The sequence below is a fragment of the Streptomyces sp. LZ34 genome (assembly GCF_053890475.1).
Window position 1 is genome coordinate 3,501,103 of the sequence record NZ_CM132680.1, and the last position, 25,950, is coordinate 3,527,052.

A 25,950-nucleotide genomic window follows, 5' to 3' on the forward strand; every position below is an offset into this window, starting at 1 on the left:
CAAGGAGACCGGCAGTCCGGTTGTCGAGCGGCGGCCGTTGCAGTGGAATCACTCGTCACGCCCCAGATGGGCGGCCACTTCGCTCACTCGGGCCGACAGGGAGCTGTTCAGCTGCGTGCTCAGCCTCCGGTATTCCGCCAGCTCCTCCTCGCTCGCCTGCTCGTCCAGGATCCTGAACTCCATGGCTGCGAGCCGTCGCCTCAGCTCATCCGCCCGCTCGGAGTACGGAGAGTCCAGCCCGAAGAGGTCGGAGAGGATCGCGTCGTCCCCGCTGCCGTACACAACTCGCTGGTACAGCTCCTCGTCGACCACCTCGGGCGGCCGCTCCTCGGTCGGGCCCGCCAGCCGGATCAGGCCGCCGGGGTCGGCGGCCTGGCAGATGTACGGGCTGTGGGTGGTGACGATGAACTGGATCCCAGGAAAGTGCTGCTTCATCCAGTGACCGATCCGCTTCTGCCAGCTGACGTGCAGATGGGCATCGACTTCGTCTATAAGCACGACGCCCGGCATGGGGATGACGGGACGTCCCCCGCGATCCTCGACGCGGAGCTCACCATAGGCACCCTGAAGGTGTCGCACGATGTCGATGACGAGCGCCGTGACCGAGCGGTAGCCATCGCTCATACTGCGCAAGGCGAGGACGCCGCGCGGGGTTTTCACCCAGAGCCCGTCGGAATCGACCCCGGTCACTTCGTGGTCGTCGGGCAGCAGCCCATCGCCGAGTAGGAGTTTCACGGCGTCTACGAGCTCGCGTGCGCCGGTACGCCCTTCGAGGCTGCGCAGATGTTGTTCGATCAGCCAGGTGACGCCTTCCGCCAGGCAGACGTTCTCGTCGAAGAGCGTCGCCAGCCGCTCTGCGCGCTCAGAGCCCCCGGACCGAGCGGACGCTCCGCCGTTGAGACGGCGGTAGGGGCCGTAGCCGAGGCAGAGCCACCCCTGCGGAGTCTCCTGCCAGGGGCCCGACTCGGCCCTCCGCTGCAGTTTGAACCCCTTCGCCGTCGAAGGGCGGCGCAGGCGAACATGGCTCTCGCCACGGTTGGTCACCCGCTCCCAGACCAGCCGGACGCTCCCTGTCTCCGGAAACCAGTCGTCGGTGAGGGTGTCGGTGCTGACCCATCGGGCATCCACGTGTGTAGGCCTCCGAGAGGTATCGGTCCCCCCGCTTCGGGCATGCCGGTGCCGAGGCAGCAGGCATGAGGGGGTAGCGCGCTTCCGGTTCACACCGGTCATCGCAGTGTGATGAGCGCGTCACTCACGGTACGCCACAATTTTGTGCACCACAAGTTTGTGGCGATGTCCGGGCCGTCTGGTTGGATGGCGGAACGAGCGACTGTCGGGCTCTCAACGGATCGGAGGGAACGGGCTCATGGCACTGAGGAGTCAGCCCACCGCGTTCCAGGCGCGACTGGGCGCCGAACTGCGCAAGTTGCGTGAGGCGGCGGGCATCACCGCCCGGGAGGCGGCTGAGCGAGTCGGCACGACCTCGGCCCAGATGAGCCACGTGGAGTCGGGGCGTGCGGGCATCAGTGCGGAACGGGTCCGGCAGATGGCGACTCAGTACGCGTGCCTCGACGAGGAGCTGATCGCTGAGTTGGTCGCGATGGCCACGGATCGCGGCAAGGGATGGTGGGAGGAGTTTCGGGGAGTCCTCGCCCACCGAGCGCTCGACCTTGCCGAGCTGGAGCACAGGGCCACCTCGCTGCGTACGTTCGAGGGCGTCTACATTCCCGGGCTCTTGCAGATCGAGGATTACACGCGGGATCTGATGGGTTACGGAATCCCGCAGCCGTCATCAGGCTACCTGGAAGCGCTGGTCACCTTCCGTCTGCGGCGGCGCGCAGCGCTGACACAGGACTCGCCGCCCGGATACCACGCGGTCATTCATGAGGCCGCGCTGCGCACGCGTGTTTCCACCCGGGATACCGCACGCAAGCAGCTCGAGTACCTCCTGGTGCAGTCCGAGCAGTCGAACATCACCATCCGGGTAGTCCCCTTCGACACCGACAGGTTCGGGGGCGCGGGAAACTCCCTGCTCTACGCGGCGGGACCGGTACCGAAGCTCGACACCGTGTACATCGACGCACTGCACGGCCCTGGCATGCTGGACGCGGAGTCACAGCTCGTGCGCTATCGAGCACTTCTCGACAAGGCCGCGACGTTCTCGCTCTCCTCCGAGGAGTCGCGCGATTTCATCCACAGCATCGCTCAAGAGCTTTGAAGGGGCCGCACCATGACGAAGTCCGTCGCTTGGCGAAAGTCGTCGTTCTCCGGGCACGGCGACGCTGACAACTGCGTCGAACTGGCCGTCATGGACGGCAAGGTCCGGCTGCGGGAGAGCGACGCCCCCGCAGCCACCATCACCGCCACCCCCGGCCAGCTCGCCACCTTCATACGCACCGTCAAAGCCGGCGCGCTCGACCACCTCAGCTGAAGTCCAGGCCCCCCGTGCGCGTCCGCTTGAGCTCGAAGAAGTCGGGGTAGCCCGCGAGCAGCCGGGCGCCGTCGAAGATGCGCACCGCATCCTCACCACGCGGGATGGAGGAGAGCACCGGACCGAAGAAGGCGACGCCGTCGACGTGAAGAGTCGGCGTGCCGACGTCTTCGCCGACGGGGTCCATGCCCTCGTGGTGGCTCTTGCGGAGGGCGTCGTCGTAGTCGGTGCTGGTCGCGGCCGAGGCGAGGTCGGCGGGGAGGCCGACTTCGGCGAGGGATTCGCGGATCACGGCCTCGGCGTCCTCGTTGCCCTGGTTGTGGATGCGGGTGCCGAGCGCGGTGTAGAGGTCGCGCAGGACCTCTTCGCCGTGGTGCTGCGCGGCGGCGACGCAGACGCGGACGGGGCCCCAGCCCTTGGCCAGCAGGTCGCGGTAGCGCTCGGGGAGGTCTTCGCGGCCCTCGTTGAGGACGGACAGGCTCATGACCCGGAAGCGCAGGTCGAGGTCGCGCCGGCCCTCGACCTCGAGGATCCAGCGCGAAGTGATCCAGGCGAAGGGGCAGATGGGGTCGAAGTACAGGTCGACCTTGGTGGGGGTCGTGGTGGCGTCCGCGGCGTTCGAAGATGTGTTCACGCGTGGGAGATTAGCCCGTTGACGACCCGAGGCCCTGGGCCATTCCCAGCCGCGCCCGGTGGGCCATTCCCGGTGGGCCATTCCCGGTCAGGAAAAGAGGCCGCCGCGCTCCATGGGGGACGAGCGCGGCGGCCACGGGGTCGTGCGTGTCCTACTCGACTATCTTCAGGAGCTTGTTCGGCGTGCCCGCGCCCGGGTTGGAGATCTTGTCCGAGGTCGCGCCCTCGGTCAGCGCCTTGGCCACGTCGGCCGGGGTGGCGTCGGGGTGACCGCCGAGGTAGACCGCCGAGGCGCCGACGACGTGCGGGGTGGCCATGGATGTGCCGGAGATGGTGTTGGTGGCGTCGTCGCCGGTGTTCCAGTCGGAGGTGATGTCCGAGCCGGGGGCGTAGATGTCGACGATGTCGCCGTAGTTGGAGAAGTCGGACTGCTCGTCGGTGTCCGTGCTGGAGGCGACGGTGATCGCGTCCTTGACGCGCGCGGGCGAGCCCTGGCCGGCGTCGGTGGACTCGTTGCCGGCCGCGACGCCGAAGGTGACACCGGAGTCGATGGCCTTCTGGACGGCCGCGTCGAGGGCGTCATCCGCCGTTCCGCCGAGGCTCATGTTGGCGACGGACGGGCCCTGGTGGTTCTCGGTGACCCAGTCGATGCCGGCGACGACCTGTTCGGTGGTGCCGGAGCCCTGGTCGTCCAGGACGCGGACGGCGACGATCTTGGCCTTCTTGGCGACGCCGTGGTCGGTGCCGGCGATGGTGCCCGCCACGTGCGTGCCGTGGCCGTGGCCGTCGTCGGCGTTGTCGTCGTTGTCGATGGCGTCGTAGCCGGAGGTGGCGCGGCCGCCGAAGTCCTTGTGGCTGATGCGTACGCCGGTGTCGATGACGTACGCGGTGACGCCCTCGCCCGCGCTGTCGGGGTAGGTGTACTTCTTGTCGCCTTCGGTGTCGGCCTGGTCGATGCGGTCCAGGCCCCAGGACGGCGGGTTGTCCTGGGTGGCGTCGATCGAGAAGCGGTGGTTCTGGACGACCTTGGCGACGGCCGGGTCGGCGGCGAGCCGCTTGGCCTCGGTCTGGGTCAGGCCGCCGGCGGAGAAGCCGTTGACCGCGGAGTCGTAGCTGCGGCGCAGCGTGCCGCCGTACTGCTGGGCGAGGTCCTTGCCTGTGCTGTCCGCCTTGATGCTCTTGCCGCCCTTGAGCAGGACGATGTAGCTGCCCTTGACGGAGTCCGCGGACTGGGTGCCGTAGACCTTGCCTTCGGCCGGGGAAGTGGTGGACGCGCCGGCCGGGACGGCCACGAAAGCGCCGGCTGCCACGGCGGCCGCGACGGCCGTGGCCAAGGTGAGTCGACGCGCGTTGAGTTGCTTGTGAACTGCCATGACGAGGGTTCCTCCTCGTGTGGTTGTGGGGGGAAAGTTCGCGTTGCAACGGCGCCGGAGCTTCGGTGGGGACCCGCTCCGGCCTGACTGGAAACCCTGACTGATTGACGCGTTCAATTCAAGATCCTCGGCCACGTGTGACGTAGGCAACTTCCGTGTACGGCAGCAGGCGTTGGCGGTTCCGGGCGGGCGGTCGCGGGATTTTTACGTGTAAGGGGTCTCCTCTGCGGAGGTAGGGATATCCCCCCTCCTCCGGGTGGAGAAAGCCGCCCGACGGTTCACCGGTCAGCACGATGGGATGGCGCCCCCGCACCCCATAGCGTCATGCCGAGGTCGGCGGCAGCGAGTCCGTCACCGGGAGATCTGGGGAAAAGGGGACGTCGTGGCGGACACAGGCCGCTTGGACAGGCCGCAGGGGATCGCGGCCCGCATGGGCAGTTGGAGTGCCCGGCACCGGTGGACCGCGGTCGGGGGGTGGGTGCTGCTCGTCATCCTCGCCCTCGCCGTCGGGTCGATGGCGGGCCGGGTGGACGTATCGGACGGCGAGGGAATGCCGGGCGAGTCCGGGCGTGTCTCGAAGCTTCTGGACGACGTCGGCATTGACGACCCGGCCGGTGAAACCGTGCTCGTCCAGGCGAAGAGCAAGGGTGTCACGGCGACCGATCCGGCGTTCCGCTCCGCCGTCGACGGGGTGATCAAGGCCGTACGGGGCACGGGTCAGGTCACCGACGTCACCTCGCCGTACGACACGAAGACGATCTCTGCGGACCGGCGCTCCGCGCTGGTCCAGTTCGATATGCGCGGCGATCCCGACAAGGCCACCGACCATGTCCAGCCCGTGCTGGACGCGGTGGAGAAGGCGCAGGGTGAGCACAAGGACCTGCGGATCGAGCAGTTCGGCGACGCGAGCGGCCAGAAGGCGTTCGACGACGCGTTCGGCGACGACTTCCAGCAGGCCGAGTTCTCGGCGCTGCCCGTGGCCCTCGGCATCCTGCTGATCGCCTTCGGCGCGCTGGTCGCCGCCCTGCTGCCGGTCCTGCTGGCGATGACCGCGTTCCTGGCCACCACCGGTCTGGTGGCGGTGGTCAGCCACGCCGTGCACATGAGCGACACCGCCAACTCCGTGATGCTGCTGGTGGGCCTCGCGGTGGGCGTGGACTACTGCCTGTTCTATCTGCGGCGCGAGCGCGAGGAGCGGGCGGCGGGCCGGGACGCGCAGACCGCGCTGCGGATAGCCGCCGCCACCTCCGGCCGGGCCATCCTCGTCTCGGGCTTCACCGTGATCGTGGCGATGGCGGGCATGCTCTTCACCGGCATCGCCGAGTTCAAGGCGATGGGCCTGGCCACTCTGCTGGTGGTGGCCGTGGCGATGCTCGGCTCGGTGACGGTGCTCCCGGCGCTGCTGTCGCTGCTGGGCGAGCGGGTCGAGAAGGGCCGGCTGCCGTTCGTGGGGCGCGCCAAGCGGCAGAGCAACGGCGAGAGCCGTTTCTGGCGTGCGGTGCTGGGCCGGGTGCTGCGCAAGCCCAAGCTGTCGGTGGCGCTCGCGAGCGGTGTGCTGATCGCCGTGGCCGTCCCGGCCCTGGGCATGAACACCGCGGAACTCACCCTGGACCAGGAGTTCGGCGACTCGCTGCCCGTCGTGGCCGCGTACGAGCACATAGACGAGGCGTTCCCCGGCGGGCCTTCCCCGGCCCAGGTGGTCGTCAAGGCCGACGACATCAACGCCGCGCCGGTGCGCGCCGCGATCGACGGCTTCCGCGACGAGGCCGTCGCCAAGGGCGCCTCCAAGGGCCCGGTGAAGGTGGCCTTCCACGACCGCGAGAACCTCGCCGTCATCGAGGTGCCGCTGGTCGGCGGCTCCGACGAGGCCAAGAGCGAGAAGAGCCTCAGCATCCTGCGCGACACGGTGCGCCCGGATACGCTCGACAAGGCGGACGGCATCGTCGACGCCCCGATCGGCGGGTCCACCGCCGCCTCCAAGGACTTCAACGACAAGCTCGGGTCGGCCGTGACACCGGTCTTCGCCTTCGTGGTCGTCTTCGCCTTCCTGCTGATGCTGATGTCCTTCAGGTCGCTGACGGTGGCCATCACCTCCATCGTGCTCAACCTGCTGTCGGTGGGCGCCGCGTACGGTGTCCTCACCGCCATCTTCCAGCACGGCTGGGGCGCGGGCCTGGTCGGCGCGGAGGGGGTCGGGGCGATCGTGTCCTGGCTGCCGCTGTTCCTCTTCGTGATCCTGTTCGGGCTGAGCATGGACTACCACGTCTTCGTGGTCTCCCGGATCCGCGAGGCGCGGATGGCCGGGAGGACCACCAAGGACGCGGTGGTGCACGGCGTGGTCACCACGGCGGGCGTGGTCACCAGCGCCGCCGTGATCATGGTCGCGGTCTTCGCGATCTTCGGAACGCTGTCGATGCAGAGCATGAAGCAGATGGGCGTGGGCCTCGCGGCCGCGGTGCTCATCGACGCCACCGTGATCCGCGGGGTGCTGCTGCCGGCCGTGATGTCGCTGCTCGGCGAGCGCAACTGGTACCTGCCGCGCTGGCTGCACTGGCTGCCGGACCTCACGCACGACGAGTCGGCCGTGACGGCGGCGCCGGCCGCCGGGGCGGAGCCGGAGCGTAAATCGGTTGCGACCCGGTAGGACGGGTCCTTACGGTGAGCCGGTCGCGTGGCCCTCGTGCCGCGCGGCCGGTTCGTGCTTTGGCGGTACGGACGGCACGACGCACACACGCAATACGCACACGCGCGGAGGGCACTCGCTGATGGGATCTCTGATCTTCGGCGCGTTCATCCGCGACTCCCGGGGCCTCGCCCGGGTGGCGTGTGTGTACGCGTCTGTCCTGCTCACCCGCCGCCCGCGGCGCGGCCCCGGTGCCCTGGCCGGCCCGGACGCGCCCAGCGCCTTCCCGAGCCGTTGACCGCTCACTGAGCGCTCGACGACAGCTCGTCGCTGAGGCTTTGAAGGTTTTCTGACCCCACCGCCTCACGGCTCGTTTCCGCATGCCCTCGGCCAGGGCCCCCGCCAGTCCAGGAATCACTCACTCCGGGACGGGCGGCAGGGCCCGTTCCGTGCTGCTGCCGCCCGCCCGGCTCCGAAAGGACCGCCGGCTGTGGCCCGCAAGCGAAATCCATCCCCCGTCCCGCGTCGCACCAAGCCCCCTACCGAACGCGATCTGGCGCGCCGTACCCTCTCGCAGAACTTCCTGGTCGACCCGGCCGCCGTCGCCCGCGTCGTCCGGGCCGCGCGGCCACGCCCCGACGGGCTGGTGATCGAGGTCGGCATGGGCAAGGGAGCGCTCACCGAGGCGCTCGCGCCGCGCTGCCGCGAGCTCATCGGCTACGAGATCGACCGCCATCTCATCCCCGGCCTGCGGCTGCGTCTGGCCGACCACTCCCATGTGCGCGTGGTGCGCCAGGACTTCCTGACCGCCCGGCCCCCGCTCGAGCCCTTCGCGGTGGTCGGCAATGTGCCCTACGCCCGCACCGCCGAGATCGTCGACTGGTGTCTGCGGGCGCCCCGGCTGACCTCGGCCACCTTCCTGACGCAGCTGGAGTACGCCCGCAAGCGCACCGGGGACTTCGGCCGCTGGAGTCTGCTGACCGTACGGACCTGGCCGGACGTCGACTGGCAGCTGTGCGGGCGGGTTCCGCGCGCCGCCTTCCGGCCGGTGCCGCGGGTCGACGGCGGGATCCTGCGGCTGACGCGGCGCCCGCGGCCGCTGCTGACGGGCGCGGGCGAGCGGGCCGCGTACGAGCGGTTGGTCGAGCTCGGCTTCTCCGGCGTCGGCGGCACGCTCTACGCGTCGCTGCGCCGGGCGCACCCCGCCCGGCGGCTGGATCGCGCGTTCCGGCGGGCGGGGCTCGGCCGGGACGCCGTGGTGGCGTATGCGACACCGCGGCAGTGGCTCGTCCTGTTCGAGGAGTTGAGCGGCACCCCCGGCTGACCGGTGCTCAGGCGGTCGTGTCGAAGGAGTTGAGGGTGCGGGTGAAGTCCCGGGTGGACAGCAGCAGCTTGTAGATGAGGGCCAGCTCGAAGACGAGCAGCAGGACGCCCGAGACGACGGTCCCCGCCACCACCGCGTCCAGGAGGGGCCCGATGATGAACACGCCCATCTGGAACTCGATGCCGCTGATGAGATGAGCACGGACGCGGTGCCGCTGAAGGAACGAGCGGCACCGTGTCCACCAGGGGAAGCGGCGGCGGAACTCCTGCTGGAGATCGACGACTGTGGGTCGGTCGGAAGCGTCCGGCGCGGTCGCCACCGCCGTGGCCTCGGCCGTCGCCGTCGCTGTCGTCGTCTCTGTTGTCGTACCGCGCGCCGCTTCGGCCGCGACGGCGCGGTCGTGCTCCACGTCGGCCTCGGGGTTCTCCCGGAGCAGGTCCTCCATGAAGGCCAGTTCGGCCTCGTTGTGCGCCTCGCGGGCCGCGTCCATCCGGGCCTTGATCTGCTCGCGCATCCCGTGCCGGATCTTGAACGTCTCGAGCGAGTTGATGTAGCGCAGCGCGTCCAGGGACGTCACGGCCAGCGCGAGCCAGACGTAGAGCACCTCCCCGGTGCGCTCGTACTGGCCGCCCATCAGCGCGGCCGCGCAGACCAGGACCCGGATCCGGTCGAAGACGAAGTCCAGCCAGGCGCCGAAGACCGAGCCGGTGCCGGTCAGCCGGGCCAGCTTGCCGTCCATGCAGTCGAAGATGAAGCTGACGTGGTAGAGCAGGGCGCCGAGCAGCAGCCAGCGCCAGTCCCCCTGCGCGAAGCAGGCGGCGGACCCGAGGCCCACGAGGAACGCGCCCCAGGTGAGCTGGTTCGGGGTGACGCGGGTGTGCATCGCGGTCCAGCGGACCAGTGGCGTGGCGACCGGGTCCACCAGCATGACGGTCCACCACGCGTCGCGCTTCTTCTCGGTGATACGGCGTACTTCGGCGAGTGGCGGTATGTCTGGGCGCATGTCCAACTTCCCGGCGTCAGTCAAGAGTTCACCCGACGGTAAGAAGCCGTTAAGAAAGGACACAAGGTCGGCCGGACACAACCTTTGGCCCGGGGTATCGGTCTCCTGGAGGGAGCGGGTCCATGGCACTGCCCTGTCAGCCCGGCCGGTAGACCGACAGCAGGAAAGACGCGGTCACCCGCAGCGGGGCGGGCAGCCGGGCGGCCCGGCAGCGCACCTCGGCCTCGTCGAGGTGGTACGCCGAGGGCCCCATGGAGACGGCGTTCGCCGCGTCCTCGGCGGCCAGCGCGACCGTACGGTCGTAGGTCGCGGTGCGCTCCAGCCGGAAGTGGCCGTCCAGCGCACGGCGGAGCCGGGCCTCCTTGGCCGCGTCGACCGACAACAGGCCCATAGAAGGCCTGAGTTCGGCCAGATGGCGTTCCGTGGGGGTGACCACCAGCAGCGCCCCGCCGGGCCGCAGCACACGGCGGAACTCACCGCCGTTGCGCGGCGCGAACACATTGAGCAGCACATCGACCGAGCCGGTCCGTACGGGCAGCGGCCGCCGGAGGTCCCAGCGCGCGGCGCCCGCGCGCGGGTGGGCCCGCCCGGCGCGCCGCAGCGCGTGCTTGGAGGTGTCCAGCGCCAGGCCGACCGCGCCGGGGGCGGTGTCCAGCACGGCGGACAGGTAGTAGCCGGTGCCCGCCCCGGCGTCCAGCACGGTGCCGCCGGGCGGGCACAGCGGCGCGGCGAGCTCCGCGAGGGCGCCCGCGAGACCCGCGTAGTGACCGGCCCCGAGGAACGCCGCCCGGGCCCGGACCATGGCGGCGGCGTCGGCGCTCGCGGTGGACGCGCCGCCGACGAGCAGGCTGGCGTATCCCTGGCGGGCGATGTCGAAGGCGTGGCCTCGGGCGCAGCCCAGCGCCCCGGTGCGGGGCCGGAGGCCGTCGCCGCACAGCGGGCACAGGAGGGCGTCGAAGGGTTCGGCCACGGCCGTGACATTAAGCGAGACGAGACGTCTCGTGCAACTTGACCGCGATGCCGCCCGCCCCGCCGCCGCGCTTACCGCTGGTAGCGCGCCAGTACCAGGTTTCCGTCCTTCACCAGCCGGTCTCTCAGCTCCTCCATCCCGATCTCGCCGCCGTAGTACTCCTGGAGCCCCGGCGTGGCGATCTTGTCCTTCCACTCCGGATAGCCGCGCACCGTCTGGGCGGGCGCCGGGCGCAGCGCGGGCGCCAGGGCCGTGCCGGTCGCCCAGCCGTGCTCGCGGGTGCGCAGCGCCGGGTCGGCCAGTGCGCGGGTGCCCGTCGGCAGCAGCCAGTCGCCGCGCGCGAGCCGCACCATGTTGCGCGGCCGCAGGAAGAAGTCGATGAAGCGGACCGCCTCCTCCTTGTACGGGCAGTCCTCGGCGATCGACAGCGTCTGCGGACTGACGCCCTGCCGCTGGTCTCCCCCCGGCCCCGCGGGCGCCGGGAGGACGGTCCACCTGAAGCCCTTGGGTGCCTGCTGCGCGAGCTGCTGGCGGTACGAGAAGCCGAGCGGCACCATCGCGTACTTGCCGCCGAAGAAGCCGGGCAGGGTGTCCGAGCCGCCCATGCCGAGGGTGGTCCGGGAACCGGTGCGGTCGGCTCCCAACTGCCGGTGGATGACGGCGGGGACCGCCTGGTCGGCGGCGTCGAAACGGATGGTGACCTTGCCGTCGGCGCCCCGGTGGAAGATCCGGCCGCCGGTGGACAGGGACAGGTTGAGGGTCGCGGAGACCGGCTCCTTGAGCGGCCAGGCCACCCCGTAGGCGCCCTTGCGCGTCAGCCGCTTCGCGGCCTCCTCGAACTCCTCCCAGCTCCACGGGTCCCGCGCGGTGGGGATGCGCACCCGCGCCGCCTCCAGCAGGGCGCTGTTCGCCATGATCATGCGCGGCTCCTGGAGGAACGGCACGCCATAGACACCGCCGCCGAACGTCGCGGTCCCCCAGCTCTCCTGCGGGATGTCCTCCATGAGGCGCCGGGGCAGCAGATCGCTGAGGTCGGCGAGCGAGCCGCCGTACGCGAAGTCCGCGAGGTCATCGGTGGCGTCGTGGATGATGTCGGGCGGCTCGCCGCCCTCGAAGGCGGTCAGCAGCTGGTCGTGGACGCCGGTCCAGCTGCCCTGGACGTACTCCACCCGGATCTTCGGGTGGGCCGCGTTCCACTCCGCGACCAGCTGCTTGTTCACGGCGACGGACTCCTGCTGCCAGGCCAGCGACTGGAAGCGCAGGGTGACCGTGCCATCGGCCGAGCGACGGCGCCGGCCCGCCGAACAGGCGGGCAGCAGCGCGGCGGTGGCGGGCGCGGCCAGCGCCCCGGCGAGGAAGTGCCTGCGACGCATCAGTGCTTCACCGCCCCGGCCAGCATCCCGCCCGTGATCCGCCGCTGGATGACGGCGAAGAGGACGAGGGAGGGGATCGTGGCGAGCAGCGCGGCCGCGGCGAGCGGACCGAGGTCGGCTACCCCCTCCGCGCCGATGAAGTGGGTGAGGATGACCGGCATGGTCTGCTTCTCCGGCGACTTGAGCAGGACCAGGGCGAAGAAGAACTCGTTCCAGGAGGTGATGAAGGCGAAGAGGGCGGTGGCCACGATGCCCGGGGCGAGCAGCGGGGCGGTCACCGAGACCAGGATGCGCGCCTTGCCCGCGCCGTCCACGGCCGCGGCCTCCTCCAGCTCGCGCGGCACGGCGCGGACGTACCCGGTGAGCATCCACAGGGCGAACGGCAGCGCCCACACCACGTACACGGCCACCAGGCCGGCGAGGGAGTCGATGAGGCGGAGCTCCTTGAGGATCAGGAACAGCGGGATGATCACCAGGACCAGCGGGAACGCCTGGCTGACCACGACCCAGCCGGTGGCCGCGCGGGACAGCGGGGACCGGTGGCGGGCCATGACGTACGCCATCGGGGTCGCGAGGGCGACGGCGAACACGGCGGCGCAGGCGGCGGCGATCAGGCTGTTGGCCGCGGCCTGGAGGAGCGGCTGCTCGTCGAACGCCTGGCGGAAGTTGTCCAGGGTGGGGTGGTCGGGGATCCACTGGGGGTCGAGGGTGGCCAGCTCGCGGGGCGGCTTGAAGGCGGTGGACATCAGCCACAGGAGGGGCAGGACGAGGAAGCCGAGATAGCACAGCAGCGCGAGGTACTGCCCGGCGCGGGCGGTGCGGTTCGCGGTGCGCCGACGGCTCAGGGACGGCGGGTGCGCGGATCGCCGGTTCGGGGATTGCCGGTTCGCGGACGTCACGGTTGGCCGCTTCACCGGTCGTCTCCCCTCAGCCGCCCGGCCAGATACACCGCGAGCAGCACGGACACCACCGCGACCAGGACGCAGCCCATGGCCGCCGCATAGCCGAACTGGCCGTAGCGGAAGGCCTCTTCGTAAGCGAAGAGCATCGGCAGACGGGTGCGACCGCCGGGGCCGCCGTTGGTCAGGACGTAGACCAGCGCGAAGGAGTTGAGGTTCCAGATGAAGCTGAGCGCGCTGATCGCGAGGGCTATCGGCCTGATGGCGGGCCAGGTGACGGTGCGGAAGCGGCGCCAGGCACCCGCGCCGTCCACCGCCGCGGCCTCGTGCAGCTCACGCGGCACGTTGGCGAGACCGGCCAGCAGCGCGACGGTCACCTGCGGCATGCCCGCCCAGACACCGACCACGATGACGGCGGGCAGAGCGGTCGCGGGGTCGCCCAGCCAATCCTTGCCGGTGCCCAGCGCGTCGTTGAGGAGGCCTGCGTCGGGCTGGTAGACCAGCCGCCACATGATGCCGACGACGATCTCCGGCATGGCCCAGGGGACGATCGCGAGGGCCCGCGCCAGCCAGCGGAAGCGGAGGTTCTGGTTGAGCAGCAGTGCCAGTCCGAGCGCCAGCAGGAACTGCGGGACCGTCACCCCGACCGCCCACTGGAGCCCGATGCGGAAGGACTCCCAGAAAAGCCGGTCCTGGGCCAGGTCCTGGAAGCCCCGCAGGCCGGTCCACTGGGTGGGGCGGGTGCGGCCCGACTGGGAGTCGGTGAAGGCCAGCGCGATCCCGTACAGGAGGGGGCCGACGCTGAGGACGAGGATCGGTATGAGTGCCGGCAGGATCAGGAACCACGCGCCGCGATCGGTCCTCCCGTCCGGCGGTCTGTTGTCCGGCCGCGCCATTGCGGCCATCGATGTCACGGCGAGGGGCTCCTTCGGGCGCATCTCGATACGGCGGAACTGGGGCGCCCGGTGCGGAGGCCCACGTCATCGTGCGGAGGGCACGCGGCGCAGTCAAGGTTTCGGATCGTGTGGGAGCGGTGCGGGAGTTGGGGGCGCCTACCGCTGGGGGGTGCCCGCCCCAGCGGCAGGCGGGGCGCAGGCCGGCCGATCAGGGCACGCCTCGGCCGGCGGCAGGGGCCGCCCGCCGTCGGCGCCCTGTCGGACGGCATGATGGGCAGGCCCGGAGGGTGAGCCCGGCGCGGGCGGGCGGAGGAGGCACGACATGGGGAACGCGGCGCTGACCGAGGCGCGGGCGCGCGCGGTGCTCGCCGCCGCGCTGCCGCCGTACCGGGCGGGCACCGCCGAGGCGCGGCTGCTGGCGCTCGGCGAGAACGCCGTGTTCGCCCTCGACAGCCTGTCCCTCGTGGTACGGATCAGCCGGGATCTGGAGGTGTGGGACCGGGCCGCGCGGGAGCTCCAGGTCGCCGACTGGCTGGCGCGGGAGGGCCTGCCCGCGGTGCGCCCGGACCGCCGCTACGGCTCGGAGCAGCCGCTCCCCTTCGGCGGCCATCTCGTCACCTACTGGCAGCAGCTCCCCGAGCCCGTACGCCCCGCCGGCCCCCGTGACCTCGGCCGGCTGCTCCAGCTGGTGCACGCGCTGCCCGACCCGCCCTTCGAGCTGCCGGGCCGCGATCTGCTGGGCGGCGTCGAGCGCTGGCTGCGGCTGGCCGGGCGCGCGATCGCCCCGGCGGACGCGGCGTATCTGCGCGCCCGCCGGGACGAGGCCGCGGCGGCCGCCGCGGAGCTGACCCCGCGGCTGCCGCCCGGCCCGGTGCACGGCGACGCGCTGCCTCGCAATGTGCACATCGGCCCCGACGGCCCGGTGCTGGTGGACCTGGAGACGTTCTCCTACGACCTGCGCGAGCACGACCTCGTCGTCATGGACCTCACCCGGGACCGCTACGGGCTCGGCCCGGCCGCGTACGACGAGTTCGTGGCGGCGTACGGCTGGGATGTGCGGGAGTGGGACGGCTGCGCGGTACTGCGGGGCGCGCGGGAGATCGCGAGCTGCGCCTGGGTCGCCCAGCACGCGCCGGGAAACCCGGCCGCGCTCGCCGAATTCGGCCGCCGGGTGGCCTCCTTGCGGGACGGTGATCCGGCGGTCCGCTGGTACGCGTTCTGAACGGCCGCCCTGGGGGGGCGGCGTGCCGAACGGTCGCCGCCCTGCCAGGGCCCGCCGCACTGTGGGGCACAGTGGAGGCTGTCAGCCCGCCACCGGCTCGGCCTCCGCCTCGACCTCGTGGAGCGGCCAGCTGCCGTCGACCACCGCGTCCGGCGTGCCCTTGCCGCGCAGCCAGGCCTGGAAGTCGGCCGCCCACCGGGCGTACCAGACGACCTGCTTGCGGTGCAGATCCCACAGATCCAGACCCGCCACCTGCCCGTGGCGCTCCGCGACCGCGCACGCGACGCGGACCGCCGCCAGCGCGTCCGCCCCGGCCTCGTGGGCGCGCTCATGGACCACCCCGTACTCCCCGCACACCGCCTCCAGTGTGCGCTTGCCCTTGCGGTACCGGTCGACGGCCCGGTCTATCGTGTACGGGTCCACGACCGGGCCGGTTTCGGCGCCGCCCAGCCGCTCGCCCAGCGAGGGCAGCCCGTGACGCCGCAACTCGGCGGCGAGCAGGCTCAGGTCGAACGCCGCGTTGTACGCCACCACCGGCGCCCCCGCCCGCCAGTGGGCCACCAGCACGTCCGCTATCTCGTCGGCCACCTCGGGCGCGGGGCGTCCCTCGGCCGCCGCCCGCTCGGTGCTGATGCCGTGCACGGCCACGGCGTCGTCCGGAATGGCCACGCCCGGATCGGCCAGCCACTCGCGCCGCCCGACCGGCTCCCCGCCCCTCACCTCGACCACGGCCGCCGTCACGATCCGCGCCTCCCCCGGGTCCGTGCCCGTGGTCTCGAGGTCGAATCCGATCAGCAGCTCCCGGTGCCAGCCCATACCGGCCCTCCTTTACTTCCCCCTGGTGTGAACCACCCTCCCACGCACCACTGACAACGCCCCGATCCCGCCTGGGCGATGAGCCCGCCAGCGCGATAAGTCCTCAGACGTCTGAGGACTCGTGTTAGAGTCCCCGCCGTCGGACATGATCGGAAGGGGTGGGGGCATGGCGGAGCTGGCCCGGCTGCGGCACGGGCGTGTCGTACCGCAGGTCGAAGGCGCGCTGCGGGACATGCTGCGCGAGGGGCGCTGGGAGCCCGGCGAGCGGCTGCCCAACGAGGTGAGGCTCGCGGCGGAGCTGGGCGTCGGCCGGTCCTCCGTGCGGGAGGCCGTACGGCTGCTGGCCCGGGACGGCCTGCTGGACGTGCGCCACGGCTCAGGCACCTTTGTCACCCGGACCGAGCCCGAACAGGCCGGCGCGGCCGGCGAGCCGGACCTGCGGCACCTGCTGCGCCGCGCCCGGCTGCTGGAGGTCTACGAGGTCCGCAGGGCCCTCGAGGTGGAGGCCGCCCGGCTGGCCGCGCGACGGACGCGCCCCGAGGACGTCGCCCGGCTCGCGGCGGATCTGAAGCGGCGGCAGGAGGCCGCCGGGGCCGGTCCGGCCGCCTTCGTGGACGCCGACCTGGAGTTCCACCGGACGGTCGTCGAGCTGTCGGGCAACGCCGTGCTGCTCGGCCTGTTCACCTCCGTACTGCCGGTGCTGCGCGAGGCGCTGGTCGAGATGGTGACGTACGAAACCGGGCTGCCCGATCTGTCCTGCGCGCACGCGGATCTGCTGGACGCCCTGGCGCGCGGCGACGCCACGGCCGCGATCGCGGCCACCACCCGGCACCTGGAATCCGTCATGACCCTGGTCGGCCTGGCCGGCCCGGACGGCCCAATCGAAGAGGTGGCGCGATGACCGGCTCCCCCGTACTGCGGGCCGAGGACGTCGACGTCGTACGCGACGGCCGGTATCTGCTGCGGTCGGTCTCCCTGACCGTGCGCGAGGGCGAGCACTGGGCGCTGCTCGGCGCCAACGGCGCGGGCAAGAGCACCCTCCTCGGCCTGCTCGGCGCGCTGACCCACCCCACCCGGGGCACGGTGCAGGTCCTGGGGCACACGCTGGGCCGGGTGGACCTGCGGGAACTGCGCACCCTCGTCGGCCATGTCAACCCGCGCCATCCGCTGCGCTCCCCGCTGCGGGTGCGGGACGTGGTGCTCACCGGGCTGACCAACACCGTCGAGACCGTCCCGCGCCGACGGCCCGAGCCCGGCCGGCTGGAGCAGGCCGAGCGGCTGCTCGACACGCTCGGGGTGGGCGCCCGGCGCGACGCCCTGTGGCCCACCCTGTCCCAGGGCGAGCGCGGCCGGGTCCTGATCGCCCGGGCGCTGATGCCCCGCCCGCGCCTGCTGCTGCTCGACGAGCCGGCCACCGGCCTTGACCTGGCGGCGCGCGAGCAGCTGCTGGACAGCCTGGACGCGCTGCGGCGCGACCATCCACGGCTGGCGACCGTCCTGGTGACGCACCATCTGGAGGAGCTGCCGGCCAGCACCACGCACGCGCTGCTGCTGCGCGAAGGGCGCGCCCTGGCCTCCGGGACGGCCGACGAGGTGGTCACCACGGAGCGGATCAGCGTGTGTTTCGGCCACCCGGTCCGTATCACCCGCACCGACGGCCGCTGGGCGGCGCGCACCGGCCGGGCCCGTACCGGCGGCCCGGTTCGGCCGGCCACCGGCGCGGCCACGGCCGCCACCGACAATCCCGGTGCGCGCGAGCCTCAGGACACCGGCCGGGAGTCCGCCCACACGCTCTCGAACTCTTCCCGGTAGGTGCCGAACAGCCCGTTGTCGCCGTCGCGGCTCATGTCCTGCCCGTCCCGCACCACGTCGCGCCCGCGCCCCCCGCCGCGCAGCACCAGCACCGGGGCCTCGATGCCCCGGGCCTTGCGCAGATACGACTGGACGACGGCCAGGCCGTCGGCGCCGTCGCCGTTGACCAGGTAGGCGGTGAAGCGCGGGGTCTCGTCGAAGACGTGGATCTCGAACGCGCCGGGGTCGCGCAGCCGGGCGCGGACCCGCCGCATGTGGAGGATGTTCATCTCCACCGACCGGCTCATCTCGCCCTTCTTCAGCCCGAGCTCACGCTCGCGCCGCCGCACCGCGCTGCTGGCCGGGTTGAGGAACAGCAGCCGGGCCCGGCAGCCGGCTTCGGCCAGCCGGACCAGTCGGCGGCCGGAGTAGTTCTGGACCAGGAGGTTGAGCCCGATGCCGACGGCGTCGAGGCGGCGGGCGTTGCCGAAGAGGTCCTCGACGGGCAGCTGCCGCTGTAGCCGCACCCGGTCGGAGTGGACCCCCACGACGTCCGCGTACCGGTCCCCCACCAGGTCCTCGACGGCGTCGATGGGCAGCCGGTCGGCGGAGGGGGTGCCGGTGCCGCTGCCGAGGATGTCCAGGAGCCGGGCGGAGGCGCGCTCGGCCTGGGCCAGGACGGTCACGGACAGGGCCCGGTTGCGGGAGACGACGTTGCGGGCGACCTCCAGCTCGTCCAGGGCCAGTTCCACCTCGCGCCGGTCGTCGAGGTACGGCTCGAAGCACGGCCAGTGCTGGACGAGGAGTTCGCGCAGCTGCGGCAGGGTGAGGAAGCTGAGGACGTTGTCGTCCGCCGGGTCCAGCAGATAACCCTTGCGGCGGCTCACCTCCCGTACGGCGACGGCGCGCTGCACCCACTCCTGCCCGGCGGGCCCGGCCGCGGCGACGACCCAGTCGTCGTCGTGGACCGGCTCGTAGATGGGGCGGAGCACGGCGGCCACGACCGCGCGCAGCCGCTGCTCGACGAGGTTCAGCCAGATGTAGGCCCGCCCGGCCCGGCGTGCGCGGGTGCGCACCTCGGCCCAGGCGTCGGCGCCCCAGTCCAGTTCCGCTCCGATCTCCACCGGCTGTACCAGGGACACCGCACCGGGGGGTGTGTCGGTGGCGCTGTCACTCCCGGGAACCGCGTCCCCAGAAGGCAGCTCCAGCCCGCCCGAGCTCACCTGTGCACCGCCTCCCGCCCCCATCCAACGATCACCGCAGACTACTGCGGCGGACGGGGGCGGTGCAGCTCGATCGATCGACCTTACGGTCAACCTTCCCCTTCTGTATGGCCGTTGTGATCAGACAGTGCAGAAGGCGTGAGCGGATTCATAGCGGTGACGTCCCGAGGGGAGAGCTGGAAGCCCTGCCAGTGCACCGGCATGGGCTCCTGGTCCTCATCGCGGGCGATGTGGTGGAACCCGATGTTGACCCACACGATGGGGTGCTTGAGGGTCTGGCCGTTCACCCACTTGTCGACGCTCTTGCCCGCGCCCGTCGCGCAGCCGCGCGGGTTGTGGCTGGCGAACTGCTCGCACTTCTTGTACTCGGTGAAGTACACGTCGTGCTTGGTGTAGCTGCGGCCGGGGAACTTGCTGGTGTGGCCGGGCACGATCTCGTAGCTGCGCGGGTGGCCGTCCTTGTTCTTGCCCGCGGTGGACACGACCCGCCACCAGCGCTGCGCGGCGGCGTCCCCGGCCAGTTCCTTGGTGACCTGGGTGCGGGTGGTCTTGGTCTTGGGCTTCTGTCCGGTGGCCGTGGTGGTCTTGGAGTCGTACTGCTCGACCTTGCTCTTGGGGGAGCCGTCGAGGCCGAAGTTCAGCCGCCAGAAGACGTTGTGGGCATGGCTGGTGGCGTAGTCCTTGGCGCCCTTGCCGATCGGCCAGCCGCGGCCGTCGCCCGCGTCGTAGTCCATCGGGGAGAGTGTGCCGGTGGCGCCGACCTGCATGGTCATGGTGCCGTCGCCGGAGAACCGCCACTCGGTGATGTACTCGTACCAGCCGACCTGGTTGACGGTGTAGAGGAGCAGGTCCTTGCCCTGCGTTTGGTAGACCTTGTTGCCGTCCGGACCGCCGCCGCCCATGCGGTAGGCGTGGCCGCGGGCGCGGGTGGTGGCGCACAAACCCTTCACATCCGGGTGATCCGGGTCCCATGCGCCGGGGACCCGGACGGTCTTGATGGTGCCGCCGGGGCACTCGGCCGGGTCGAGCTGCTGCAGTTCCTGGGCGAAGGGCTGCCCGGTGAGGTCGTCGTACTCATTGCTGCCGTCGTCGTACGGCACATGGATCTGGGCGAGTTTCGCGCTGGTCAGCACCTTGATGGGGGCGGCCTCGCCCTTGGGCTGGTACGAGACGTCGTCGAGCACGAGCCCGGCCTTGCTCTCGTAGTGCCAGCACATCCGCCAGGTGGTGCCGCCGTCCAGCTTCTGTTCGATCCGGTACGCGGCCGAGCAGTCGGCCGCGGCGGCGGGGGCCTTCGCGGGCGCCTTCGGGGCGGCCTGGGCGGATCCGGCCGGACCGGCCGCGACGCCCGTGACCCCGATGAGCGCCGAGGCGCCGAGGGCCGCCGCGACCCGGGCACGAGCACGGCGAAGCCTTCTTTCAGGCATGGAGGTACTCCTGTGATGAGCGTAAAGGTGTGCGAAAAGGAGCGCGCCGGGGCCGTCAGCCCAGCCGGTGGACGGTGCGGTCGCTCAGGTCGACGACCAGCTGCCTGACGTCGATCCACTGCCCGTTGACGACCCTGGTGAACAGCCGTACGCAGCGGTGCTTCCCGCAGTCCGCGAGGGCGGCCGGCCCGGCGTTCTCCTCGTCGACCCGGTAGACGAAGCCCGTGACGGTCAGCTGGTCGGGGCCGGTCAGCGCGCTGCCGGTGGCGTCCTTGTAGTCCCGCTTGAGGCCGTCGCCGAGCTTGTCGGCGATCAGCAGCCGGGCGGCCTCGCGCGCCTCGTCGCGGGTCGGCGGCGGCTGGACGCCGTGCTGGGTTTCGGTGTGTTCGACCTTGCCGGAGGCGAGGTCGACGGTCTTGATGACGTAGGCGTCGTCCTTGTAGTCGTAGTACGAGACCTCGGCGCGGCGCGGCGGGTCGGCCTGTGCCACCTCCTCGGGAGACAGCTCCGCGAGGTCGGTGGCCAGCCGCTGCGGGCCCTTGCCGCCGGTGACGTTCTCACCGCTGTCGCGGAGGCTCCGGCCGAGCGCGAGCTGCTCGGCGCGCTTCATCTCGTCGTCCGTGAGCGGATCCCGGCCGGTGCCCGTCTTCCCCTGCACGGGGGCGGACTCCACGACGGCGGGCTGCTGCCGGGCCGACCGGCCCTGCTCGGCCGTCGAGCTCTGCGGGCCGCCGTCGCGCCCCGCTGCCGCGCCTTTCTCCTGGCCGGACGCGTCGCTCGGCAGCGTCACTCCCACCATCACCGCCGTGGCGGTGACCGCGATGGCCGCACCGGCCACCACCTTGCCCAGGTGGCGGTGCATTATCGTGCGCACATTCTCCCCCAAACACCCCTCAGGTCGCATGGGACCGCATACCGGGAGATCCAGTATGCGGAGTCACCCCGTAGGACGAACCGATTCGGTCGCAGGTTGCCTCCGTTTTCAGGAAGTTGTGGCGAAAGCGCTACGCCAGGGCGCCAGTTGGGCAAGGATTCCTCCTCGTCCGGCGCCAGGGGTGCTCGCGGGCCCCGGGGAAGAAGTGGAAGAGTCGACGCATGCAGGTCTGGCCGGGACAGGCTTACCCCCTGGGCGCCACCTACGACGGCGCCGGAACCAACTTCGCGGTCTTCTCCGAGGCCGCCGTGCGGATCGAGCTGTGCCTCCTGCACGAGGACGGCTCGGAGACCGCGGTGGAGCTGCGCGAGACCGACGCCTTCGTACGCCACGCCTATCTGCCGGGGATCATGCCCGGGCAGCGCTACGGATTCCGGGCCCACGGCCCGTACCAGCCGGAGCGCGGCCACCGGTGCAACTCCGCCAAGCTGCTGCTCGACCCGTACGCCAAGGCGCTCAGCGGACAGATCAACTGGGGCGAGGAGGTCTACGGCTACCACTTCTACCGGCCCGAGAAGCGCAATGACCTCGACTCGGCCCCGCACACCATGGCCTCGGTCGTGGTCAACCCCTACTTCGACTGGGGCGACGACCGGCCGCCGCGCACCGACTACCACCGCACCGTCATCTACGAGGCCCATGTCAAGGGCCTCACCATGCGCCATCCGCGGCTGCCGGACGAGCTGCGCGGAACCTACGCGGCGCTCGCGCACCCCGCGATCATCGAACATCTGACGGAGCTGGGCGTCACCACACTCGAACTGATGCCGGTGCACCAGTTCGTGCACGACCACCGGCTGGTCGACGCGGGCCTGTCGAACTACTGGGGCTACAACACCATCGGGTTCTTCGCCCCGCACAACGCATACGCGTCGTGGGGCGACCGGGGACAGCAGGTCCTGGAGTTCAAGTCGGCCGTACGCGCCCTACACCAGGCCGGCATCGAGGTGATCCTCGACGTCGTCTACAACCACACCGCCGAGGGCAACCACCTGGGCCCGACGCTGTCCTTCCGGGGCCTGGACAACGCCTCGTACTACCGGCTGGGCAACGACCGGCGGTACTACACGGACACCACCGGCACCGGGAACTCCCTGCTGATGCGCAGCCCGCACGTACTGCAGCTCATCATGGACTCGCTGCGCTACTGGGTGACCGAGATGCGGGTCGACGGCTTCCGCTTCGATCTGGCGGCCACGCTGGCCCGGCAGTTCCACGAGGTGGACCGGCTGTCCTCGTTCTTCGACCTGGTGCAGCAGGACCCGGTGGTCAGCCAGGTGAAGCTGATCGCCGAGCCCTGGGACGTCGGCGAGGGCGGCTACCAGGTGGGGAACTTCCCGCCCCTGTGGACCGAATGGAACGGCAAGTTCCGCGACACGGTCCGCGATCTGTGGCGGGGCGAGCCGCGCACTCTCGCCGAGTTCGCCTCCCGGCTGACCGGCTCCTCCGACCTCTACCAGGGCGACGGGCGGCGGCCGCTGGCCTCCGTCAACTTTGTCACCTGCCACGACGGCTTCACGCTGCGCGACCTGGTCTCGTACGACCGGAAGCACAACGAGGACAACGGCGAGGGCAACCAGGACGGCGAGAGCTACAACCGCTCCTGGAACTGCGGCGCCGAGGGCGAGACCGACGACCCGTCGGTACGGGCGCTGCGCGAGCGCCAGATGCGCAATTTCATCGCGACGCTGATGCTCTCCCAAGGCGTGCCGATGCTCAGCCACGGCGATGAGTTCGCGCGCACCCAGCACGGCAACAACAACGCGTACTGCCAGGACAACGAGGTGTCCTGGGTGCAATGGCCGGGCACCAAAGCCCAGGGGGCCGAGGGGGCCGAGGGGGCCGCGGCGGACGAGGCGGACGCCGCGGCCCTGGAGCTGCTGCGCTTCACCCGCTCGCTGACCTGGCTGCGCCGCGACCACCCGGTCTTCCGGCGCCGCCGCTTCTTCCACGGGCGGCCGGTGGAGGGCACGCACGACGAGCTCTCGGACATCGCGTGGTTCACGGCCGAGGGCGAGGAGATGCGGCAGCGCGACTGGCAGGCGGCGCACGCCAAGTCGCTGACGGTCTTCCTCAACGGCAGCGCGATCTCCGAGCCGGGGCCGCGCGGGGAGCGGATCGCCGACGACTCCTTCCTGCTGATGTTCAACGCGCACCACGAGCCGCTGGACTTCACGGTGCCCGTCGACCACGGCAAGCAGTGGCAGGTGATCGTGGACACCTCCCTGCCGGAGGGCGTGGAGCCCGGCAGCGGGGCGAAGGTGGCGGCGGGCGACCGGCTGACGCTGGTGGACCGGAGCCTGCTGGTGCTCCAGCGGCCGGGGTAGGGTTCCCGTTTGGGCGCAGAAACCCTCGTACGAGTGTTTGGCCGGTGCTTCGATCTGATGCCGTGCGGGTTGTGGGTACGTACGTTCTATGACGTCCGACCGCACCGTGCCCGGGTCCGCCGCGCCGACCGCCACCTACCGGCTTCAGCTACAGCCCGCCTTCCCCTTCGAGGCGGCGGGCGAGGCCGTGCCGTATCTGGCCTCGCTCGGCGTGTCGCATCTGCACCTCTCGCCGGTGCTGGAGGCCCGGCCCGGCTCCGCACACGGCTATGACGTGGTCGACCACTCGGCCGTGCGGGCGGAGCTGGGCGGCGAGGAGGGGCTGCGCGCCCTGGCCCGCACGGCCCGTGCCCACGGGCTCGGGCTGATCGTCGACATCGTTCCCAACCACATGGCGGTGCCCGCGCCGGAGCGGCTCAACAGACCGCTGTGGGAGGTGCTGAAGGACGGGCCGACCTCGCCGTATGCGCGGTGGTTCGACATCGACTGGGGCCGCCACGGCGGCAAGGTGCTGCTGCCGGTCCTCGGCGGCCCGCTCGGCGACGAGCTGGCGGAGCTGCGGGTGGCGGACGGGGCGCTGCACTACCACGACCACGAGTTCCCGCTGCGGCCCGGCACCGAGGGGATGCCGCTGCCCCGGCTGCTGGACCGGCAGTGGTACCGGCTGGGGTGGTGGCGGCTGGCCCGTACGGAGCTGAACTACCGGCGCTTCTTCACCATCTCCGAGCTCATCGCGGTGCGGGTCGAGGACCCCGAGGTGTTCGCGGCGACCCACGGGAAGCTGCTGGAGCTGATGCGCGACGGGGTGATCGACGGGCTCCGGGTGGACCACCCGGACGGCCTCGCCGACCCGGAGGGGTATCTGCGGCGGCTGGACCGCGAGGTGCGGGCCGCGGCGGGGGGCGGCCGGTGGACCGTCGTGGAGAAGATCCTCGGCCGGGGCGAGCGGCTGCCCGCGCACTGGCCGGTCGCCGGCACGACCGGCTATGACGCGCTGCACCACATCGACGGCCTCTTCGTCGACCCGGCCGGGCTGGCGGAGCTGACCGCGCTGTACCGCGGCTTCGCCGCGCCCCCCGAGGACCTGGGCGGCGACTGGCCGTCGACCGTGCGGCGCGCCGCGCGGCATGTGGTGACGCATGAGCTGGCCGCCGAGGTGGAGCGGCTGGTGCGCACCGCCGTGCGGATCTGCGCCGCCGAGCCGCGGCTGCGCGACCACGCACCCTGGGCGCTGCGCACGGCGATCCGCGAGCTGCTGGTGCGGCTGCCGGTCTACCGCCCGTACGTCTCCCCCGACACCCCGCCGACCCGGACGGACGCCGAGATGCTGATCCTGGCGGCGGGGGACGCGCGGGCGGCGTTCGCGGTGCGGGAGGAGGCGTCGGTGGTGTTCACGGTGCGGGACGCGGCGCTCGGCAGACTGGGCGACGGTCCGCACCACCGCGACTTCTGCGCGCGCTTCGCCCAGACCGCCGCCGCGCTGCGCGCCAAGTCGGTCGAGGACACCGCCTTCTACCGCTACGCCCCGCTGCTCTCGGCGGCGGAGGTCGGCGGCGACCCGGGGCAACCGGCCGTCTCCCCCGACCGGTTCCATGCCTTCGCTGCCCGGCTGCGGGCCGACTGGCCCTCGACCGGCACCGTGCTGTCCACCCACGACACCAAGCGCAGCGCGGATGTGCGGGCGCGGCTCGCGGCGCTGACCGAGTGCCCGGACCGGTGGGGGCAACTGCTGAAGGCAGTGACAGTGGCAGCGGCAGTGGCGGTGGAGGCGCGGGAGACGGCGTCGGGCACCGCGGCGGCGCCCGATGCCCATCTGGCGTGGACGGCGTGGCAGACCGTGGTGGGGCTCGGGTCCCCGGACGGCGAGCGGCTGGTCCCCGCGGTGCTCAAGGGGGTGCGGGAGGCGGGGCTGCGGACGACCTGGACCGAGCAGGACCCGGCGTACGAGGACGAGGTCGCCGCCTTCCTCAAGGCGGGCCCGTGCGACCCCGGCCACCCGGCGTGGGCGGCGCTGGGCGGCGCGCTGGACGCCCCCGCGCGCGCCAACGCGCTGGGCGCGGCCCTGCTACAGCTGACCATGCCGGGCGTGCCGGACCTCTACATGGGCACCGAGCACACCTACGCCGCGCTGGTCGACCCGGACAACCGCCGCCCGCCCGAGCCGCGCCCCGAGCTGCTCGCCCATCTGGACGCGGGGCGCGAGCCGGACGGGCCGTCGGCCGAGAAGCTGCTGCTGACCGCGGCGGCCCTGCGGCTGCGGCGGCGCCGTCCCCGGTGGTTCGGACCGTCGGGCGCGTACACCCCGCTGGCGGCCGAGGGCCCGGCGGCCGCGCACTGTGTGGCGTTTCTGCGGACGGACGGCCGGGGCGAGGGCGAAGGCGGGAGCGGGGGCGGGGGTGGTGGCGCGGAAGGTGCCGGGGGCGGCGGGGCGGTCACGGCCGTCACCCGGCTGTCGCGGCGGCTCGCGGAGGCGGGCGGCTGGCGCGGCACGGCGCTGCCGCTGCCGCCGGGTCGCTGGCGGGACCTGCTGACCGGGCGGACGGCCGAGGGGGCCTGCCGGTTGAGCGACCTTTTCGACCGCCTCCCGGTGGCGCTGCTGGTCCGGACCTGACGGCCCGCCAGAACTGATGCTGTGTTCGCGGCCTAAAGCATTTACAGGTACTGCGGACGGCGCTACCTTCACAA

General features: G+C 71.8%; 22 protein-coding genes. 10 read left to right on the forward strand and 12 right to left on the reverse strand.

Annotation, left to right across the window (positions count from 1 at the left end; translation table 11 throughout):
• Window positions 1-48: 48 nt before the first annotated feature.
• On the reverse strand, window positions 49-1,128 hold the full coding sequence (locus ACWY4P_RS13410; protein ID WP_456210770.1) for an AAA family ATPase: 1,080 nt from the start codon (window positions 1,126-1,128) through the stop codon (window positions 49-51).
• 238 nt (window positions 1,129-1,366) lie between these two features.
• Here ACWY4P_RS13410 and ACWY4P_RS13415 point away from each other — a divergent pair, with 238 nt between their 5' ends.
• On the forward strand, window positions 1,367-2,218 hold the full coding sequence (locus tag ACWY4P_RS13415; RefSeq protein WP_456210771.1) for a helix-turn-helix domain-containing protein: 852 nt from the start codon (window positions 1,367-1,369) through the stop codon (window positions 2,216-2,218).
• 12 nt (window positions 2,219-2,230) lie between these two features.
• Window positions 2,231-2,431 (forward strand): DUF397 domain-containing protein, encoded by a 201-nt coding sequence (locus ACWY4P_RS13420; protein ID WP_456210772.1) that lies wholly within the window; start codon window positions 2,231-2,233, stop codon window positions 2,429-2,431.
• Here ACWY4P_RS13420 and ACWY4P_RS13425 read toward each other — a convergent pair.
• Both ACWY4P_RS13425 and ACWY4P_RS13430 read right to left on the reverse strand, forming a co-directional pair.
• Window positions 2,424-3,065: a mycothiol-dependent nitroreductase Rv2466c family protein gene (locus ACWY4P_RS13425; RefSeq protein ID WP_456210773.1), complete on the reverse strand. Its 642-nt coding sequence runs from the start codon at window positions 3,063-3,065 to the stop codon at window positions 2,424-2,426. The two genes, ACWY4P_RS13420 and ACWY4P_RS13425, sit on opposite strands and share 8 nt — an antisense overlap.
• Before the next feature lie 151 nt (window positions 3,066-3,216).
• Window positions 3,217-4,437, reverse strand: coding sequence for a S8 family peptidase (locus ACWY4P_RS13430; RefSeq protein ID WP_456210774.1), 1,221 nt, complete (start codon window positions 4,435-4,437; stop codon window positions 3,217-3,219).
• Between the two features lie 430 nt (window positions 4,438-4,867).
• Here ACWY4P_RS13430 and ACWY4P_RS13435 point away from each other — a divergent pair, with 430 nt between their 5' ends.
• From ACWY4P_RS13435 to erm, 3 genes are all read left to right on the forward strand, one after another.
• Window positions 4,868-7,081, forward strand: a complete 2,214-nt coding sequence (locus tag ACWY4P_RS13435) for an MMPL family transporter (protein ID WP_456212913.1) — start codon at window positions 4,868-4,870, stop codon at window positions 7,079-7,081.
• 121 nt (window positions 7,082-7,202) lie between these two features.
• Window positions 7,203-7,358 (forward strand): hypothetical protein, encoded by a 156-nt coding sequence (locus ACWY4P_RS13440; RefSeq protein ID WP_456210775.1) that lies wholly within the window; start codon window positions 7,203-7,205, stop codon window positions 7,356-7,358.
• A 192-nt stretch (window positions 7,359-7,550) separates the two neighbouring features.
• The gene (gene erm, locus ACWY4P_RS13445) at window positions 7,551-8,384 is read left to right on the forward strand and encodes an ErmE/ErmH/ErmO/ErmR family 23S rRNA (adenine(2058)-N(6))-methyltransferase (RefSeq protein ID WP_456210776.1); all 834 of its coding nucleotides are present in this window, start codon (window positions 7,551-7,553) and stop codon (window positions 8,382-8,384) included.
• 7 nt (window positions 8,385-8,391) lie between these two features.
• Here the strand turns inward: erm and ACWY4P_RS13450 are convergent, their stop codons facing one another.
• From ACWY4P_RS13450 to ACWY4P_RS13470, 5 genes are all read right to left on the reverse strand, one after another.
• Entirely contained in the window at window positions 8,392-9,387 is a 996-nt protein-coding gene (locus ACWY4P_RS13450) for a CDP-alcohol phosphatidyltransferase family protein (protein ID WP_456210777.1), read from the reverse strand.
• Between the two features lie 136 nt (window positions 9,388-9,523).
• Window positions 9,524-10,357, reverse strand: coding sequence for a putative RNA methyltransferase (locus tag ACWY4P_RS13455; RefSeq protein WP_456210778.1), 834 nt, complete (start codon window positions 10,355-10,357; stop codon window positions 9,524-9,526).
• Window positions 10,358-10,428: 71 nt separating this feature from the next.
• Window positions 10,429-11,730: an ABC transporter substrate-binding protein gene (locus tag ACWY4P_RS13460; RefSeq protein ID WP_456210779.1), complete on the reverse strand. Its 1,302-nt coding sequence runs from the start codon at window positions 11,728-11,730 to the stop codon at window positions 10,429-10,431.
• Window positions 11,730-12,575 (reverse strand): carbohydrate ABC transporter permease, encoded by an 846-nt coding sequence (locus tag ACWY4P_RS13465; protein WP_456212914.1) that lies wholly within the window; start codon window positions 12,573-12,575, stop codon window positions 11,730-11,732. The genes ACWY4P_RS13460 and ACWY4P_RS13465 overlap by 1 nt, the downstream gene beginning before the upstream one ends.
• A 65-nt stretch (window positions 12,576-12,640) precedes the next feature.
• A complete protein-coding gene (locus ACWY4P_RS13470) occupies window positions 12,641-13,534 on the reverse strand; it encodes a carbohydrate ABC transporter permease (protein ID WP_456212915.1) in 894 nt (297 codons plus the stop codon).
• A gap of 313 nt (window positions 13,535-13,847) precedes the next feature.
• Here ACWY4P_RS13470 and ACWY4P_RS13475 point away from each other — a divergent pair, with 313 nt between their 5' ends.
• Window positions 13,848-14,747 carry an aminoglycoside phosphotransferase family protein gene (locus tag ACWY4P_RS13475; RefSeq protein WP_456210780.1) on the forward strand — a complete coding sequence of 300 codons (900 nt, stop codon included), beginning with the start codon at window positions 13,848-13,850 and terminating at the stop codon, window positions 14,745-14,747.
• Window positions 14,748-14,828: 81 nt separating this feature from the next.
• On the opposite strand, the gene ACWY4P_RS13480 is transcribed toward ACWY4P_RS13475, so the two are convergent.
• Entirely contained in the window at window positions 14,829-15,563 is a 735-nt protein-coding gene (locus ACWY4P_RS13480) for an exonuclease domain-containing protein (protein ID WP_456210781.1), read from the reverse strand.
• 166 nt (window positions 15,564-15,729) lie between these two features.
• Between ACWY4P_RS13480 and ACWY4P_RS13485 the strand changes: the two genes are divergently transcribed.
• Together ACWY4P_RS13485 and ACWY4P_RS13490 are read left to right on the forward strand one after the other, a co-directional pair.
• On the forward strand, window positions 15,730-16,464 hold the full coding sequence (locus ACWY4P_RS13485) for a FadR/GntR family transcriptional regulator (protein ID WP_456210782.1): 735 nt from the start codon (window positions 15,730-15,732) through the stop codon (window positions 16,462-16,464).
• Window positions 16,461-17,375: an ABC transporter ATP-binding protein gene (locus tag ACWY4P_RS13490; protein WP_456210783.1), complete on the forward strand. Its 915-nt coding sequence runs from the start codon at window positions 16,461-16,463 to the stop codon at window positions 17,373-17,375. The genes ACWY4P_RS13485 and ACWY4P_RS13490 overlap by 4 nt, the downstream gene beginning before the upstream one ends.
• Here the strand turns inward: ACWY4P_RS13490 and ACWY4P_RS13495 are convergent.
• From ACWY4P_RS13495 to ACWY4P_RS13505, 3 genes are all read right to left on the reverse strand, one after another.
• Entirely contained in the window at window positions 17,324-18,601 is a 1,278-nt protein-coding gene (locus ACWY4P_RS13495) for an SAV2148 family HEPN domain-containing protein (RefSeq protein ID WP_456210784.1), read from the reverse strand. The two genes, ACWY4P_RS13490 and ACWY4P_RS13495, sit on opposite strands and share 52 nt — an antisense overlap.
• A 65-nt stretch (window positions 18,602-18,666) precedes the next feature.
• Window positions 18,667-20,004 carry a copper amine oxidase gene (locus tag ACWY4P_RS13500; RefSeq protein WP_456210785.1) on the reverse strand — a complete coding sequence of 446 codons (1,338 nt, stop codon included), beginning with the start codon at window positions 20,002-20,004 and terminating at the stop codon, window positions 18,667-18,669.
• A 55-nt stretch (window positions 20,005-20,059) separates the two neighbouring features.
• Window positions 20,060-20,866: a Tat pathway signal sequence domain protein gene (locus ACWY4P_RS13505; RefSeq protein WP_456212916.1), complete on the reverse strand. Its 807-nt coding sequence runs from the start codon at window positions 20,864-20,866 to the stop codon at window positions 20,060-20,062.
• A gap of 233 nt (window positions 20,867-21,099) precedes the next feature.
• Here ACWY4P_RS13505 and glgX point away from each other — a divergent pair, with 233 nt between their 5' ends.
• Both glgX and treY read left to right on the forward strand, forming a co-directional pair.
• Window positions 21,100-23,265, forward strand: coding sequence for a glycogen debranching protein GlgX (glgX, locus tag ACWY4P_RS13510; RefSeq protein ID WP_456210786.1), 2,166 nt, complete (start codon window positions 21,100-21,102; stop codon window positions 23,263-23,265).
• Between the two features lie 88 nt (window positions 23,266-23,353).
• Complete coding sequence (gene treY, locus ACWY4P_RS13515; protein ID WP_456210787.1) at window positions 23,354-25,876, forward strand: malto-oligosyltrehalose synthase; 2,523 nt, start codon at window positions 23,354-23,356, stop codon at window positions 25,874-25,876.
• Window positions 25,877-25,950 lie beyond the last annotated feature (74 nt).

Excerpts from the sequence above, each read along its gene's own strand:
- ACWY4P_RS13450 (WP_456210777.1), bottom strand. The coding sequence starts at position 9,387 with ATGCGCCCAGACATACCGCCACTCGCCGAAGTACGCCGTATCACCGAG.
- ACWY4P_RS13460 (WP_456210779.1), bottom strand. The coding sequence starts at position 11,730 with ATGCGTCGCAGGCACTTCCTCGCCGGGGCGCTGGCCGCGCCCGCCACC.
- treY (WP_456210787.1), top strand. The coding sequence starts at position 23,354 with ATGACGTCCGACCGCACCGTGCCCGGGTCCGCCGCGCCGACCGCCACC.
- ACWY4P_RS13495 (WP_456210784.1), bottom strand. The coding sequence starts at position 18,601 with ATGGGGGCGGGAGGCGGTGCACAGGTGAGCTCGGGCGGGCTGGAGCTG.
- ACWY4P_RS13435 (WP_456212913.1), top strand. The coding sequence starts at position 4,868 with ATGGGCAGTTGGAGTGCCCGGCACCGGTGGACCGCGGTCGGGGGGTGG.
- ACWY4P_RS13420 (WP_456210772.1), top strand. The coding sequence starts at position 2,231 with ATGACGAAGTCCGTCGCTTGGCGAAAGTCGTCGTTCTCCGGGCACGGC.
- ACWY4P_RS13440 (WP_456210775.1), top strand. The coding sequence starts at position 7,203 with ATGGGATCTCTGATCTTCGGCGCGTTCATCCGCGACTCCCGGGGCCTC.
- ACWY4P_RS13430 (WP_456210774.1), bottom strand. The coding sequence starts at position 4,437 with ATGGCAGTTCACAAGCAACTCAACGCGCGTCGACTCACCTTGGCCACG.
- ACWY4P_RS13490 (WP_456210783.1), top strand. The coding sequence starts at position 16,461 with ATGACCGGCTCCCCCGTACTGCGGGCCGAGGACGTCGACGTCGTACGC.
- ACWY4P_RS13415 (WP_456210771.1), top strand. The coding sequence starts at position 1,367 with ATGGCACTGAGGAGTCAGCCCACCGCGTTCCAGGCGCGACTGGGCGCC.
- ACWY4P_RS13500 (WP_456210785.1), bottom strand. The coding sequence starts at position 20,004 with ATGCCTGAAAGAAGGCTTCGCCGTGCTCGTGCCCGGGTCGCGGCGGCC.
- ACWY4P_RS13505 (WP_456212916.1), bottom strand. The coding sequence starts at position 20,866 with ATGCACCGCCACCTGGGCAAGGTGGTGGCCGGTGCGGCCATCGCGGTC.
- ACWY4P_RS13485 (WP_456210782.1), top strand. The coding sequence starts at position 15,730 with ATGGCGGAGCTGGCCCGGCTGCGGCACGGGCGTGTCGTACCGCAGGTC.
- ACWY4P_RS13475 (WP_456210780.1), top strand. The coding sequence starts at position 13,848 with ATGGGGAACGCGGCGCTGACCGAGGCGCGGGCGCGCGCGGTGCTCGCC.
- ACWY4P_RS13470 (WP_456212915.1), bottom strand. The coding sequence starts at position 13,534 with ATGGCCGCAATGGCGCGGCCGGACAACAGACCGCCGGACGGGAGGACC.
- ACWY4P_RS13480 (WP_456210781.1), bottom strand. The coding sequence starts at position 15,563 with ATGGGCTGGCACCGGGAGCTGCTGATCGGATTCGACCTCGAGACCACG.
- glgX (WP_456210786.1), top strand. The coding sequence starts at position 21,100 with ATGCAGGTCTGGCCGGGACAGGCTTACCCCCTGGGCGCCACCTACGAC.